Below are 13,057 nucleotides of genomic sequence, written 5' to 3'. Positions count from 1 at the left end.
GGAACGGAAAACCATGGATCGCAGGGACTTCCTGAAAGCGCTGGGCATCACCGCCACGGCCACTGGGGCAGGGGCGTTCCTCGCCGCGTGCAACGCGAACGAGCAGTCTTCCGGCGGGGGCGCGGTGACCGTGGCGTCCGGCGGGACGTTGTACATCCTCACCGACACCACCAGCCAGCACCTCGACCCGGCGAAGAGCCAGAACCTGGCGATCACCACGATCAGCCTGATCCACCGCAGGCTCACCGCGTGGAAGACCTCCGCGGACGGCCCGGCCACCGTGGTCCCGGACCTGGCCACCGACACCGGCCGGGCCAGCGCCGACGGCAAGACGTGGACCTACACGCTCAAGGACGGCCTGAAGATGGCCGACGGCACGCCGATCACCAGCGCGGAGATCAAGTACGGCATCGAGCGCTCGTTCGACGCGGCGTTCTCCGGCGGGCTGAGCTACCACAAGAACCTGCTGGTCGGAGGCGGCGACTACAAGGGGCCGTTCAAGAACGGCGAACTGGCTTCGATCGAGACGCCGGACCCGAAGACCATCGTCTTCCACCTCGCCCGCCCGTACGGCGACTGGCCGTGGATCGCGAGCATGCCCGCGTTCGCCCCGGTGCCCAAGGGCAAGGGCACCGACGTGACCTTCGACTCGAGGCCGGTCGCCTCCGGTCCCTACCAGGTCGAGACCTACCAGAAGGGCGTGCAGGTCAAGTTCGTCCGCAACCCGAACTGGGACGTGAAGACCGACCTGGCGCGCACCGGCCTGCCGGACTCGATCGTGATCCAGATGGGCCAGGACACCGGTGTCATCGCGAAGCGGCTGCTGGCCAGCCAGGGCAACGACGCGTTCGCGTTCGGCGCGGCCTTCGTGAACCCGGCGCAGCTGGCGCAGATCCGCACCAATCCCGCGGCGAAGAACCAGCTCGTCACGTCGAAGTCCGGTGCGCTGGCGTACCTGGCGCTCAACACCAAGCGCGGCCCGCTGGCCAACGTGAAGGTGCGCCAGGCGTTCCAGTACGCGGTGGACAAGACCGCGTTCCAGGTCGCCGTGGCGGGCAGCGTGGACCTGGCCGGTCCGGTCGCCACCACGCTGATCACCGAAGGCATCGCCGGGCGCGAGGTGTACGACCTGTACCAGGCGCCGCCTACCGGCGACGTCGCGAAGGCCAAGCAGTTGCTGGCCGAAGCCGGCTTCCCGAACGGCATCGACAATCTGGACTTTCCGGTGTCGACCGCCAACAACGACTCGGACAAGGCGCAGGCCATCCAGGCCGCGCTGGAGCGGGCCGGCATCCGCACGAAGCTGCGCCCGCTGGACGAGGACGCCTGGGAAACCCTGGTGACCGGCAACGACGGCAGCTACGACCTGACGCTGGGTTCGTGGCAGCCGGACTTCCCGAGCGCCAACGCGAACATCGAGCCGCTGTTCGCCACCTCGGAGATCGGCAACGGCGGGTACAACGAGGCCCGCTACTCAGCGCCCGAAGTCGACGCGCTGATCCAGCAGGCACAGGGCACCGTCGACCCGGCCGCGGCCGGCAAGCTGTGGGCACAGGCGGACAAGCGGATCATGCAGGACTCGCCGGTCGTGCCGTTGATCTACACGCGCAACTCGTTCCTGCACGGCGCGAAGGTCGGCGACTTCGTTATCGGCGCGTTCCCGGCGTACCCGAACTACCTCCAGATGGGCTTGGCGAAGTAATCCCGTGTCCGAACAGCTGCTGTCCCTGCGCGACGTCTCGATCCGGTTCAGCGGCGCCGCCGGCGCCACCGCGGTTCGCGAGGCGAGTTTCGACGTGCACCCCGGCGAGGTCGTCGCCCTGGTCGGGGAGTCCGGTTCCGGCAAGTCGGTGACCGCGCTGTCGCTGCTCGGCCTGCTGCCGGACACCGCGACGGTGACCGGCTCGGCGGTGCTCGCCGGCCGCGATCTGTACACATTGGACGGTCCGGCGCTGCGCGCGGTGCGCGGCGGCGAGATCGGCATGGTGTTCCAGGAGCCGATGAGCGCGCTGAACCCGGTGTTCCGGATCGGCACCCAGCTCGTGGACGCGGTGCGGGCGCACCGGACGGTGCCGCGCGCGCAGGCGCGGGCCCGGGCGCAGGAGCTGCTGGAGCTGGTCGAGCTGGACGCCCGGCGGGTGCTGCGCGCGTACCCGCACGAGCTGTCCGGCGGGCAGCTGCAGCGCGTGGTGATCGCCTTGGCGCTGATCCACGAGCCGTCGCTGCTCGTCGCGGACGAGCCGACGACCGCGCTCGACGTGACCGTGCAAGCCGGGATCCTGCAGCTGCTGCGGTCGCTGCGGGACCGGCTCGGCACGGCGATCCTGCTCGTCACGCACGACATGGGCGTGGTCGCGGACGTGGCGGACCGGGTGGTGGTGCTGCGCGAGGGCCAGGTGGTCGAGCAGAACACGGTCGCCGGGCTGTTCGCCGCGCCGCGGGCGGACTACACCCGGGAGCTGCTGGATTCGGTGCTGTCGCTGGGTTCCTCGCCGGCCGGGGCGGTGCGGCCGTCCTCGGCGCCGCTGGTGTCGGTGACCGGCCTGGCGGTCTCCTACCGGGTCGGCGGCGGCGCTCCCGCGGTGCGGGCGGTCGACGGGGTTTCGTTCACGATCGGCTCCGACGAGGTCCTCGGCCTGGTCGGCGAGTCCGGCTCCGGAAAGAGCACGATCTCGTCGGTGCTGACCGGGCTGGTCCCGCCGTCGTCGGGCACAGTGCAGGTCGACGGGGTGGACTTGGCCGGTGCTTCGGCGCGCGAGCGGCGGGAGATCCGGCGGCAGATCGGGGTGGTGTTCCAGAACCCGGCGTCCGCGCTCAACCCGCGCGCGACGATCGGCGCGAGCATCGCGGAACCGCTGGTAGTGCACGGCGACCGCGGCGACCACCGAGCACGCGTGGCGGAGCTGCTGTCCGCGGTCCGGCTCGACCCGGACTGGAGCGGCCGGTACCCGCACGAACTTTCCGGCGGACAACGGCAGCGCGTCGGCATCGCCCGCGCGCTGGCGCTGCGGCCGCGGCTGCTGATCGCCGACGAACCGACCAGCGCGCTGGACGTTTCGGTTCAGGCGTCGGTGCTCGACCTGCTCGCCGACCTGCAGCGGGAGCTGGCCTTCGCGTGCCTGTTCATCAGCCACGACCTGGCCGTGGTGGAACGAGTCGCGGACCGGGTGGTCGTGCTGCACCACGGCAAGGTGGTCGAGGAGGGCCCGGTCGAATCGGTGCTCGGCGCGCCGCGGGAGGACTACACGCGCCGCTTGGTCGCCGCGGCTCCGGTCGCGGACCCGGACCTGCAGCGGGAACGGCGGGAAGCCTGGCGGGCGCTGTCGGGCTGACCGATGAGTTTCCGGGCCGTGGGGAGTCGGTACCGGAAACCGACACGGAAGGCTTTCGACATGGGCACACTGCTGTACTCGGCGGCGATGTCGCTGGACGGCTTCATCGCCGGCCCGGGCGGGGACATGAGCTGGCTGGCCGCCTACACCGGGCCGAACCCCGCCGCGGATGCACTGGCCGCGGAGACCGGTGCGCTGTTGGTGGGCCGGCGCACGTTCTGTGGGGACGACCCGTATCGCGGGACCGAAGGCGAGGGAAAAGCGTTCGGCTGCGGCTGGGACGGTCCGCAGGTAGTGCTGACGCGGCAGCCGTTGCCTGCGGCGGCGGGGGTGACGTACTGCGCTTCGCTGGCTGAGGGAGTCGCGTTGGCGCAGGCCGCCGCGGGGGAGAAGACAGTGAACGTGCTGGGGGCCAGCGTGGGGCTGGCGTGTGTCGGGGCGGGGTTGCTGGACGAGGTCGAGGTGATGGTGATGCCGGTGCTGCTGGGGGACGGGGTGCGGTTGTTCTCGCGCTCTGGTCCGCCGGTCGGGCTGGAATTGAGCTGGCAGCGGGGGACGACGCTGCGGTATCGGGTGGTGCCGTGAGGGATCGCCCGGTGTCGCTTTTCTGTCCGTGAAGGGAACATTGAGGGACTCTGAGTCCGCCAATGTTCCCTTCACGGCATACTCGCCCGGCCGCGCGGGAGCTCAGCGGTCCTCGAACCGCGCGATCGTCTCCAGCACTGCCTTCCCGAACGCAGCGTTCCCGAGGTGCCCCGCGTCCTCGATCACGATCAGCTCCGCCTCGGGCCAAGCCTGCGCCAGCTGCCACGCCTTCGCCAACGGCGCGCCCCAGTCCAGCGCCCCATGGATCAGCACCGCCGGAATCCCGGCCAGCCGGTCGAGTCCGCGCAGCAGCTGATCGTCGTCCAGCCACGCGTGATGCCGGTAGTAATGCGCGCAAAGCCGGGCGAATGCGATCAGGTCGTCGTCCGGCAGGTCGCTGTGCCCGCCGCCGGACTCGTGCGCGACGACCGCGTCCTCCCAAGCGCACCAAGCGCGCGCGGCTCGCAGCTGGACGTTCCGGTCCGGGCTCGCCAGCAGCCGCGAGTACCCGGCCAGGTCGCCGACAGCCCGGAACTCCGCCCACTGCGCGGGCAGCAGCCGCCGGAGACCGCCGTAGAGCCACTCGACCTCGTCGGCGGTGGAGGTGAACGTCGAGAGCAGCACGAGGCCGCTCACCCGCGACGGATGCCGCTGCGCGTAGGCCAGCGTCAGCGTCGTGCCCCAGGAACCGCCGTACAGCAGCCACTTTTCGATGCCGAGGCGGACGCGCAGCCGCTCCATGTCGGAGATCAGCCGGTCGGTCGTGTGGCGGTCGAGGCCGACTGACGGGTCCGCGACGTTCGGCGTGCTCCGCCCGCAGCCGCGCTGGTCGAAGGACACGACGCGGAACTTCGCCGGATCGAAGCCCCGCCGGCCGAACTGGGTGCCGCCTCCGCCGGGGCCGCCGTGCACGGTCAGCACCGGCTTGCCGTCCGGCGCGCCGGAGGCGTCCCACCAGATCCGCTGCCCGTCGCCGACGTCGAGCAGGCCCGAATCGGTGATTTCCGCCGAATAACCCGCCATGGCGGACCCTCCCGTCGCATCGGCCCGGCAGACAGTACTGGATCACGCACGGACCGGGTTTACAGCGCCAGCCGGGGGTCCCTAGGATCTGGCGGCGTCGGGCGCGCGAACGGGCTGGAGGTCTGGATGGGGAACCCGGAGTCCGGCAGCGACCTGGAGTCGGTCGCCAATCTGGTGCGGCTGTCCGAAACCGCCCCGATGCCCCGGATCGACGGCACCGAACCCCCGCCGCTCGTGCGGCCCCGCGTTCAGCGGGCCGAAGCGACGTCCTCGGCGTTCGGCGGCGTGCTCGACGGGTCCACCGGCTCGGCGGCCGAGCAGCTCGCGGCGCGCGGCCCGGCACCCGCCGTCGAAGCCACCGCGCCGCCGAGGGAAACCGCGCCGCCGGTCACGCGGCGACCGATGCGCTACAGCGTCGTCGCCGGCGCCGCCGTGGTCCTGTGCGCCGGCTTGGGCGCGTGGGCGTTGTGGCCGTCGCCCGGCGGATCGGACGGGCAACCGGTGGTGCCGCCGGCGCCGACCCGGCAGTCCGAGGCACCGCCCGCGGTGAGCACGCTCAGCGCGTCTCCGGCCCCGCCCGCGATCACCGGTCAGGTGCGCGACACGTCGGTCCGGCCGACCAGCCGCCCGGCGCCGCGGCGCACCCAGCCGACGCAGGGCCCGCCGGACGGCGCGAACCAGCCGCCCGGCCCCGGCGGCGACTCGTTCGGAGCCGCGGTCAGTTCCTATCTGCAGCAATGGAGCGAAGCGGGCTACCCGGTGCCCGAGCACTGGCGCGGGTGACCGGCCGGAGTACTACTGTGAGCGGGTCACTGCCGACCTGACTGCTCCCCGAGGTGTCCATGACCGGCTCGTCGTCCCCGTTGTCGCCCAGCCAGGTGCCGGTGGGGGTGGACCCGAACCGGCCGAGCATCGCCCGCATCTACGACGGCTTCCTCGGCGGAAACCACCATTACGAGGTGGACCGCGCGGTCATGGAAAAGATCAGCGCGGCGGTTCCGGAAGCGGTGCACATCGCCCGCGGCAACCGCGGTTTCCACAACCGCGTGCTGCGGATGCTGGCCAGCCAGACCGACATCCGCCAGTTCCTCGACTGCGGTTCCGGCCTGCCGACCGCGGAGAACACCCACCAGATCGTGCAGCGCTACCGCCGCGACGCGCAGGTGGTCTACGTCGACAACGACCCGGTGGTCCTCGCGACCGGGCGCGCGCTGCTGGAGGACAACGAGTTCACGCACATGGTCGAAGCGGACATCTTCGAGCCGCAGGACGTGCTGCAGCACGAGACGGTGCGCGAGTGCCTCGACTTCTCGGAGCCGGTGGCACTGCTGCACATCGGCACCATGCACCACTACGAGGGCGACGGCGCGTCCGCCGTGATGCGCCAGTACCTCGACGCGCTCGCGCCTGGCTCTTTCGTCGCGATGGCGCACTTCTACGACCCCGAGATCCCCGAGCTGACCGCCGTCGCGAAGCGGATCGAAGGCATCCTGGTAGCCGGCCCGCTCGGCGCCGGGCGGTTTCGCACCCGCGCCGAGATCGAGGACATGCTGGCCGGGCTGGACCTGCTCCCGCCGAACCGCACCGACGGCCCGGGCTTGTCGGTCGCCGACGAATGGTGGCAGGACGGGCCCAGGCTGCGCCCGCTGAGCGACGCGGCCAAGTGCGTCGCGGGCGTCGTCGGCCGCAAGATCTAGAGCCGCACTTGGCTGCGGGACCACCCGGCCAAGTCCGTGAGGGGCCCCTTGGGGGACTTGGATTCCCTGAAGGGGCCCCTGACGGACCTAGATTCCCCGAAGGGGCCCTTCACGGAACACGCCCCAGCCGGCGGGGCTGATCCGAAGCCGCGACGATCCCTTATCGAACCCGTCGGCTGGCCCGAAGGAACTCCCGGTTGAGCGACCCGATGCTCGCCAGCGGAATCCCCTGAGGACACACCGAAACACACTCCCCGGTGTTGGTGCACCCGCCAAACCCTTCCGCATCCATCGCCGCCACCATCCCCAGCACGCGCCGCTCCCGCTCGACTTCCCCCTGCGGCAGGGAATTCAAATGCGCCACCTTGGCCGCGGTGAACAACGTGGCCGACCCGTTCGGGCAAGCCGCGACACAAGCCCCGCACCCGATGCAGATGGCGTTGTCGAAGGCCAGATCCGCGACCGGCTTGGCCACCGGTGTCGCGTGTGCCTCGGGCGCGCTCCCGGTGGCGACACTCACGTACCCGCCTGCCCCGACGATCCGGTCGAACGCGGACCGGTCCACCACCAGATCCTTGATCACCGGAAAACCCCGGGCCCGCCAGGGTTCCACGTCCACCACGTCGCCGTCGGAGAACGAGCGGAGATGCAGCTGGCAGGCGGTCGTGCGCTCCGGTCCGTGCGCCTGTCCGTTGATCACCACCCCGCACGACCCGCAGATCCCTTCCCGGCAGTCGTGATCGAACGCGACCGGCTCGCCGCCGTCCTCGATGATCCGCTGGTTCACCACGTCCAGCAGTTCGAGAAACGACATGTCCGGACTGGCGTCGTCCACTGGATATTCGACCAGCCGCCCGGCGTCGTCCGGGCCGGCCTGCCGCCACACGCGCAAGGTGAGTTTCACGTATAACTCCGCTGAGTAGGGTGAACATGGTCGAACTCCAGCACTTCCCGATGGAGCACCGGCTGTTCCCCGTACTCCCAAGCGGAAACGTGCGAAAACCGGAGATCGTCCCGCTGGGCCTCGCCGTCCCCGGTCTGGTGCTCCTCCCGGAAATGCCCGCCACAGGACTCTTCCCGCACCAGGGCGTCGAGCAGCAGCAGCTCGGCGAGTTCGAGAAAGTCCGCGACCCGGCCGGCCTTCTCGAGTTCCTGGTTCAGCGAGGCCCCGGTGCCCGGAACGCGGACGTCGCGCCAGAACTCGGCGCGCAGCTCCGGCACCCGCTCCAGCGCCTTCCGCAGTCCTTCCTCGGACCGCGACATCCCGCAGTGGTCCCACATCAGGTGCCCGAGCTCGCGATGGAACGAGTCCACGCTCCGGGTCCCGCCGACCGACAGCAGCCGCGCCAACCGTTCCCGCACCGCGGCTTCCGCCGCGGCGACGGCCGGATCCGCCGCGTCGAGCTCGGGAAAAGACCCTCGGGCGAGGTAGTCGTTCACCGTCGACGGCAGTACGAAGTACCCGTCGGCAAGCCCCTGCATCAACGCGGACGCGCCCAGCCGGTTGGCCCCGTGGTCGGAAAAATTGGCCTCCCCGATCACGAACAGCCCGGGCACCGTGCTCTGCAGGTCGTAGTCGACCCACAGTCCGCCCATCGTGTAGTGGATGGCCGGATAGATCCGCATCGGCACCTGGTACGGGTTCTCCGCGGTGATCCGCTCGTACATGTCGAACAAGTTCCCGTACCGGGCTTCCACCGCGGCTCGTCCCATCCGGGCGATCGCGTCGGCGAAGTCCAAGTACACCCCGAGGCCGCCCGGTCCGACTCCGAGCCCGGCGTCGCACACGTTTTTGGCCGCCCGCGACGCGATGTCGCGCGGCACCAGATTCCCGAAGCTCGGATACATCCGCTCCAGGTAGTAGTCCCGTTCGGACTCCGGGATGTCCTGCGGCGGACGCGGATCGCCGGCCTGCTTCGGGACCCAGATCCGCCCGTCGTTGCGCAGCGACTCGCTCATCAGGGTCAGCTTCGACTGATGGTCGCCCGACCGCGGGATGCAGGTCGGATGGATCTGCGTGAAGCACGGGTTGGCGAAGTACGCGCCGCGTTTGTGCGCGCGCCAGATCGCCGTCGCGTTCGACCCCTTCGCGTTGGTGGACAGGTAGAAAACGTTCCCGTAGCCGCCAGTCGCCAGCACGACGGCGTCCGCGAGATGCGTCGTCATTTCGCCGGTCACCAGATCGCGGGCGACGATCCCGCGTGCTTGGCCGTCCACCACGACCAGGTCCAGCATCTCCGTGCGCGGATGCATTTCCACCGTGCCGGCGTCGATCTGCCGGGAGAGCGCCTGGTACGCGCCGAGCAGCAGCTGCTGTCCGGTCTGGCCGCGCGCGTAGAACGTCCGCTGCACCTGCACCCCGCCGAAGGACCGGGTGTCCAGCAGGCCCCCGTACTCCCGGGCGAACGGCACGCCCTGCGCCACCGCCTGGTCGATGATCTGCGCGGAGACCTGCGCCAGCCGGTACACATTGGACTCGCGGGACCGGAAGTCGCCGCCCTTGACCGTGTCGTAGAAGAGCCGGTAGACCGAATCGCCGTCGTTGCGGTAGTTCTTCGCCGCGTTGATCCCGCCCTGCGCGGCGACCGAATGCGCGCGCCGCGGCGAATCCTGGAAGCAGAATTGGACCACCTGGTAGCCCTGTTCGGCGAGCGTCGCTCCGGCGGACGCGCCGGCGAGCCCGGTGCCGACGACGAGCACCCGGTGCCGGCGCCGGTTCGCCGGGTTGACCAGCTTCGCGGCGAACCGGCGGGCGTCCCAGCGGTCCTGGATCGGGCCTTCCGGCGCCTTGGCGTCGGCGATCGGGTCGCCGATCGTGTAGTCGGTCATGGTCAGGCCACCCATCCCGCCATGACGGCGATCGGCACGATCAGGAAACCGCCGGTGATCACGACGGCGAGCACGGTTCCGACGGTTTTCAGGGCACGGTCCCGGGCCTTGCCCGCGATGCCCAGGGTCTGCGCGGCGCTCCAGAAGCCGTGGTTGATGTGCAGGCCGAGCATGAGCAGCGCGACGATGTAGATCAGGTTGACCCACCAGACCTGGAAGTCGGCGACGACGTTGTGGTAAGGATGCCCGTCCTGGAAGTCCCGGTTGGCGACGCCGACGGTGAGATCGAGAATGTGCCACCCGAGGTAGAGCGCGAGTGTGGCGCCGCCCCAGCGCATGGTGTGCGTGGCGAAGCTGGCTTTGCGTCGCCGGCCGTGCGCGTACTTCACCGGGCGGGCGCGACGGTCCCGTTTGGACAGCTGGACCGCCGCGGTCACGTGCAGCGCCAACGCGACGAGCAGCACGATCCGCTGCGCCCAGAGATACCAGGTCTGCTGCAGCACCGGCTCGCCGATGGTGCGCAGCCAGGCCGAATAGTCGTCGAAGTGCTGTGGTCCGAGGAAAACCTTGAGGTTCCCGGCCATGTGCACGAACAGGAACGCGACGAACATCAGGCCGGTCACGGCCATCACGGCTTTCTTGCCGATGGTCGAATGCCAGAACGTCACGAGCGCCGGGCGACGGCGCGGCGGTGCGGGTGCGAGTGCCACGCCGTCGACGGTAGGTCGCGGCTGACGAGAGGGCAAACACATGCTTTCTCTGGACATGATAGGCAGCGCCTATGCTTAGAGGTATGCAGTTCCAGCAGCTGGCGTACTTCCTGGCCGTGGCCGAGACGCGGCACTTCACCCGGGCCGCGGAACAGGAGCGAGTGGCGCAGCCCTCGCTGTCGCAACAGATCCGCGCGCTGGAACGCGATGTCGGCGCGGCGTTGTTCAACCGGATCCGGGGCAACGTCACGCTCACCGAAGCGGGCGAGACTCTGCTGCCGATCGCGCGCCGCATCCTCGCCGAAACGGAGAACGCGTACCGGGCGATCCGCGAGCTGGACGAGCTGGGCCGCGGCCGCGTGCGGCTCGGCGCGACGCCCAGCCTGTGCACCGGCCTGCTGCCGGCGATGCTCGCCGCGTTCCGCCGCGACTACCCGGGCATCGAGCTGGTGCTGCACGAAAGCGGGTCGCGCGATCTGCAGACCGCTTTGTCGGAAGGCGCTCTCGACCTGGCGATGATCGTCGACAGCCGGGTGCACGACGATCCCCGGCTGGAGAGCCGTGCGTTGTTCGTCGAGGATCTGGTGGTGATCTCGGCCAAGGGCGCGCCCGCCCCGGTACGCGGCCGGATGCCGATCGCCGCGCTGCGGGACCGGCCGCTCGTGATGTTCCGGCAGGGCTACGACTTGCGGGAGGCGACGGTGAACGCTTGCCGCGCCGAGGGGTTCGACCCGCTCTTCGCGATCGAAGGCGGCGAGATGGACGCGGTGCTGGAGCTGGTGCAGGCCGGGCTGGGGCTCGCGGTCGTGCCGAGCACCGTGGTGGGGGACCGGTTCCGGCGGACGAGGTTCACCGAACCCGGGCTGAGCCGGGTGGTCCGGCTCGCCTACCGGCGCGACGTCGAACAGCCGCGGGCGGCGCGAGCGTTGCAGGACGCCGTGATCCGTTATCTCGGCGGGCAGCTGCCGCCGGGCATGAGTTCGATGGTCGGCCGGTGATCAGCGGGCCAGCGCGGCCAGTACGAGGTCGATGAGCCGGCTCGCCTGCGGCTCTTCGCAGTGCTGCGCGGAGTAGGCGACCCCGCCGATGAGGAGCAGGACGTCCTCGGACGGGACGTCGGCCCGGAGCGCGCCGTCCGCGGCCTGGAACGTGCCGATCGCGTGCAGCAGCATCGTCCGGCTGTCCGAGTACGGGTCGACGCCGGAGGCGATCACCGCGTTGAGGGCCTCGGACATGCCGTGCTTCGCGCGGACGTAGTCCAGGAAACCGGTCAGCCATCGGCGGAACGCTTCCTCTGCCGGGTGTTCCGCCAGCAGGGCGGGTGCGCGTTCGCAGACCGCGGCGAGCTGGTGGCGGTAGGCCGCGTCGATGAGTGCTTCCCGGGTGGGGAAGTGCCGGTAGAGAGTGCCGACGCCGACGCCGGCCTTCTTCGCGATCGCCGCCGGCGCGGTGGCGAGCCCGTGCTCCGCGAACGCCTGGGCGGCGACCTCCAGCAGCCGCGCCCGGTTCTCGAGCGCGTCGCGCCTGGTGCGGCGTGGAGCGTCGGCCATGGGTTCCTCCCGGGTTGCTAACCGGAATCCATTCCGGATATCTTCGAGGTTAACCGGAATGGGTTCCGCTTAACTCTAACCCGTGGGAGGCCCTCGATGTCTGCACCGTCCAGCGCCGCGCGGCACTGGTTCGTCACCGGAGCGTCCGGCGGCCTCGGCCGCCATCTGGTCGGCGAGGCCCTTCGCCGAGGCGAGTACGTCACCGCCACGGTCAGACGGCCGGACGCGCTGCGCGATCTCGCCGCTGCCTTCGGCGCGCAACTGACCGTCGAACGGCTCGATCTGCTGAACCCGGAGGACGTCACAGCGGTGATCGGCCGGGTCCAGCGGAACCGGCCGGTCGACGTCGTAGTGAACAACGCCGGTTACGCCGTCGTCGGCGCCGCCGAGGAAATGACCGCCGCGCAGATCCGCGACCAGCTCGAGGTGCTGCTGATCGCGCCGATCCTGATCACGAAGGCGTTCCTGGCCCCGATGCGGGCCCGCGGCGGCGGCCGGATCATCCAGATCTCCAGCCTGGGCGGCCAGATCGGCGCGCCGACGCACAGCGCGTACCACGCCGCGAAGTGGGGGCTGGAAGGCTACTCGGAGAGCGTCGCGCGGGAGGTCGCCGAGTTCGGGATCCATCTCACCATCGCGCAGCCCGGCGCGACCCGGACCGGCTTCGCCGCCGCGCTGCAGTACACGACCGAAACCGGCCCGTACCGCGACAACCCGGTCGGCCGGATGCGCCGGTACCTGGAGTCGATTGAAGACAGTGAGCTGACCGGCGATCCCGCCAAGATCGCCGCGGTGCTGTACGAGACCACCCTGCGGCCGGACCCGCCACTGCGCCTCGCACTGGGCCCGGACACCTACGAGATCGTCCATGCCGCGTTGACGAACCGGTTGGGCCAGCTCGAAGCACAACGCGACGTGGCGGAGTCCGTCGTCTTCTGAGCGCGGCCGTTCACATCCCGGCGTGCTGCCACTCGGGTTCGATCAGCCCGACGACCCGGTCCAGCTCCCGCGAGTAGGGCTGTCCGATGTACTTCACGGCCACCCGGTCGATGATCTCCCACGCCGGGTCGCCGTCGAGCCACTGCGCGACTCGCCCGCGAATGAGGATCGGCTCGAACGGGTTGTCCGGCGGGGTAAGCGAAATCGCCGCTCGCGGGTCGCGCTGGAGATTGCGCGCCTTGCGGCTGCCCGGTCCGGTCAGGAAGACGATGCGCTCGTCGTGCGTGCCGATCCACACCGGAACGACGTGCGGTCCGCCGTCCGGGAGGACGGTGGCGAGGTGGGCGATCGGGGCGCCTTCGAGGATCGGGCGGATTCGGGGATCGAGCATT

13 protein-coding genes are annotated in these 13,057 nt (G+C 70.4%); 7 read left to right on the top strand and 6 right to left on the bottom strand.

All coding sequences use genetic code 11. The annotated features are described in order from the left end of the window. Nucleotides 1–13 precede the first annotated feature (13 nt). From AMYBE_RS0113000 to AMYBE_RS0112990, 3 genes are read left to right on the top strand one after another with little or no spacing between them, the layout of a single operon-like run. A complete protein-coding gene (locus AMYBE_RS0113000; RefSeq protein WP_020659818.1) occupies nt 14–1,702 on the top strand; it encodes an ABC transporter substrate-binding protein in 1,689 nt (562 codons plus the stop codon). A 4-nt stretch (nt 1,703–1,706) separates the two neighbouring features. Then, nucleotides 1,707–3,332, top strand: a complete 1,626-nt coding sequence (locus AMYBE_RS0112995) for a dipeptide ABC transporter ATP-binding protein (RefSeq protein ID WP_020659817.1) — start codon at nt 1,707–1,709, stop codon at nt 3,330–3,332. 60 nt (nt 3,333–3,392) lie between these two features. Continuing rightward, nucleotides 3,393–3,917: a dihydrofolate reductase family protein gene (locus tag AMYBE_RS0112990; protein ID WP_020659816.1), complete on the top strand. Its 525-nt coding sequence runs from the start codon at nt 3,393–3,395 to the stop codon at nt 3,915–3,917. Nucleotides 3,918–4,019: 102 nt separating this feature from the next. Here AMYBE_RS0112990 and pip read toward each other — a convergent pair whose 3' ends face one another. Further along, entirely contained in the window at nt 4,020–4,940 is a 921-nt protein-coding gene (pip, locus tag AMYBE_RS0112985) for a prolyl aminopeptidase (RefSeq protein WP_020659815.1), read from the bottom strand. 126 nt (nt 4,941–5,066) lie between these two features. Here pip and AMYBE_RS0112980 point away from each other — a divergent pair, with 126 nt between their 5' ends. Next, the gene (locus AMYBE_RS0112980; protein ID WP_020659814.1) at nt 5,067–5,723 is read left to right on the top strand and encodes a hypothetical protein; all 657 of its coding nucleotides are present in this window, start codon (nt 5,067–5,069) and stop codon (nt 5,721–5,723) included. A gap of 59 nt (nt 5,724–5,782) precedes the next feature. After that, entirely contained in the window at nt 5,783–6,637 is an 855-nt protein-coding gene (locus AMYBE_RS0112975) for an SAM-dependent methyltransferase (protein WP_020659813.1), read from the top strand. Nucleotides 6,638–6,797: 160 nt separating this feature from the next. On the opposite strand, the gene AMYBE_RS0112970 is transcribed toward AMYBE_RS0112975, so the two are convergent. From AMYBE_RS0112970 to AMYBE_RS0112960, 3 genes are read right to left on the bottom strand one after another with little or no spacing between them, the layout of a single operon-like run. Then, nucleotides 6,798–7,541, bottom strand: a complete 744-nt coding sequence (locus tag AMYBE_RS0112970) for a succinate dehydrogenase/fumarate reductase iron-sulfur subunit (protein ID WP_020659812.1) — start codon at nt 7,539–7,541, stop codon at nt 6,798–6,800. Next, nucleotides 7,538–9,466: a fumarate reductase/succinate dehydrogenase flavoprotein subunit gene (locus AMYBE_RS0112965; RefSeq protein WP_027927615.1), complete on the bottom strand. Its 1,929-nt coding sequence runs from the start codon at nt 9,464–9,466 to the stop codon at nt 7,538–7,540. Before AMYBE_RS0112965 ends, AMYBE_RS0112970 begins: the two co-directional genes overlap by 4 nt. Nucleotides 9,467–9,468: 2 nt before the next feature. Beyond that, a complete protein-coding gene (locus tag AMYBE_RS0112960; protein ID WP_154676186.1) occupies nt 9,469–10,176 on the bottom strand; it encodes a succinate dehydrogenase cytochrome b subunit in 708 nt (235 codons plus the stop codon). A gap of 83 nt (nt 10,177–10,259) precedes the next feature. On the opposite strand from AMYBE_RS0112960, the gene AMYBE_RS0112955 reads away from it, so the two are divergent. Further along, complete coding sequence (locus tag AMYBE_RS0112955; protein WP_020659809.1) at nt 10,260–11,174, top strand: LysR family transcriptional regulator; 915 nt, start codon at nt 10,260–10,262, stop codon at nt 11,172–11,174. On the opposite strand, the gene AMYBE_RS0112950 is transcribed toward AMYBE_RS0112955, so the two are convergent. Further along, complete coding sequence (locus AMYBE_RS0112950; RefSeq protein ID WP_020659808.1) at nt 11,175–11,726, bottom strand: TetR/AcrR family transcriptional regulator; 552 nt, start codon at nt 11,724–11,726, stop codon at nt 11,175–11,177. Between the two features lie 96 nt (nt 11,727–11,822). Here AMYBE_RS0112950 and AMYBE_RS0112945 point away from each other — a divergent pair, with 96 nt between their 5' ends. Beyond that, nucleotides 11,823–12,665 carry an SDR family oxidoreductase gene (locus AMYBE_RS0112945; protein ID WP_020659807.1) on the top strand — a complete coding sequence of 281 codons (843 nt, stop codon included), beginning with the start codon at nt 11,823–11,825 and terminating at the stop codon, nt 12,663–12,665. A gap of 10 nt (nt 12,666–12,675) precedes the next feature. Here AMYBE_RS0112945 and AMYBE_RS0112940 read toward each other — a convergent pair whose 3' ends face one another. After that, nucleotides 12,676–13,056, bottom strand: coding sequence for a PPOX class F420-dependent oxidoreductase (locus AMYBE_RS0112940; RefSeq protein WP_020659806.1), 381 nt, complete (start codon nt 13,054–13,056; stop codon nt 12,676–12,678). Between the last annotated feature and the right edge of the window lies 1 nt (nt 13,057).

The organism is Amycolatopsis benzoatilytica AK 16/65 (genome assembly GCF_000383915.1).
GTDB classification, from domain to species: domain Bacteria; phylum Actinomycetota; class Actinomycetes; order Mycobacteriales; family Pseudonocardiaceae; genus Amycolatopsis; species Amycolatopsis benzoatilytica.
Note: the sequence above shows the minus strand (reverse complement) of the source record. Positions and strands in the feature narration are given on the sequence as shown.

Excerpts from the sequence above, each read along its gene's own strand:
- AMYBE_RS0112940 (WP_020659806.1), bottom strand. The coding sequence starts at position 13,056 with ATGCTCGATCCCCGAATCCGCCCGATCCTCGAAGGCGCCCCGATCGCC.
- AMYBE_RS0112945 (WP_020659807.1), top strand. The coding sequence starts at position 11,823 with ATGTCTGCACCGTCCAGCGCCGCGCGGCACTGGTTCGTCACCGGAGCG.
- AMYBE_RS0112965 (WP_027927615.1), bottom strand. The coding sequence starts at position 9,466 with ATGACCGACTACACGATCGGCGACCCGATCGCCGACGCCAAGGCGCCG.
- AMYBE_RS0112990 (WP_020659816.1), top strand. The coding sequence starts at position 3,393 with ATGGGCACACTGCTGTACTCGGCGGCGATGTCGCTGGACGGCTTCATC.
- AMYBE_RS0112975 (WP_020659813.1), top strand. The coding sequence starts at position 5,783 with ATGACCGGCTCGTCGTCCCCGTTGTCGCCCAGCCAGGTGCCGGTGGGG.
- AMYBE_RS0113000 (WP_020659818.1), top strand. The coding sequence starts at position 14 with ATGGATCGCAGGGACTTCCTGAAAGCGCTGGGCATCACCGCCACGGCC.
- AMYBE_RS0112980 (WP_020659814.1), top strand. The coding sequence starts at position 5,067 with ATGGGGAACCCGGAGTCCGGCAGCGACCTGGAGTCGGTCGCCAATCTG.
- AMYBE_RS0112950 (WP_020659808.1), bottom strand. The coding sequence starts at position 11,726 with ATGGCCGACGCTCCACGCCGCACCAGGCGCGACGCGCTCGAGAACCGG.
- AMYBE_RS0112955 (WP_020659809.1), top strand. The coding sequence starts at position 10,260 with ATGCAGTTCCAGCAGCTGGCGTACTTCCTGGCCGTGGCCGAGACGCGG.
- pip (WP_020659815.1), bottom strand. The coding sequence starts at position 4,940 with ATGGCGGGTTATTCGGCGGAAATCACCGATTCGGGCCTGCTCGACGTC.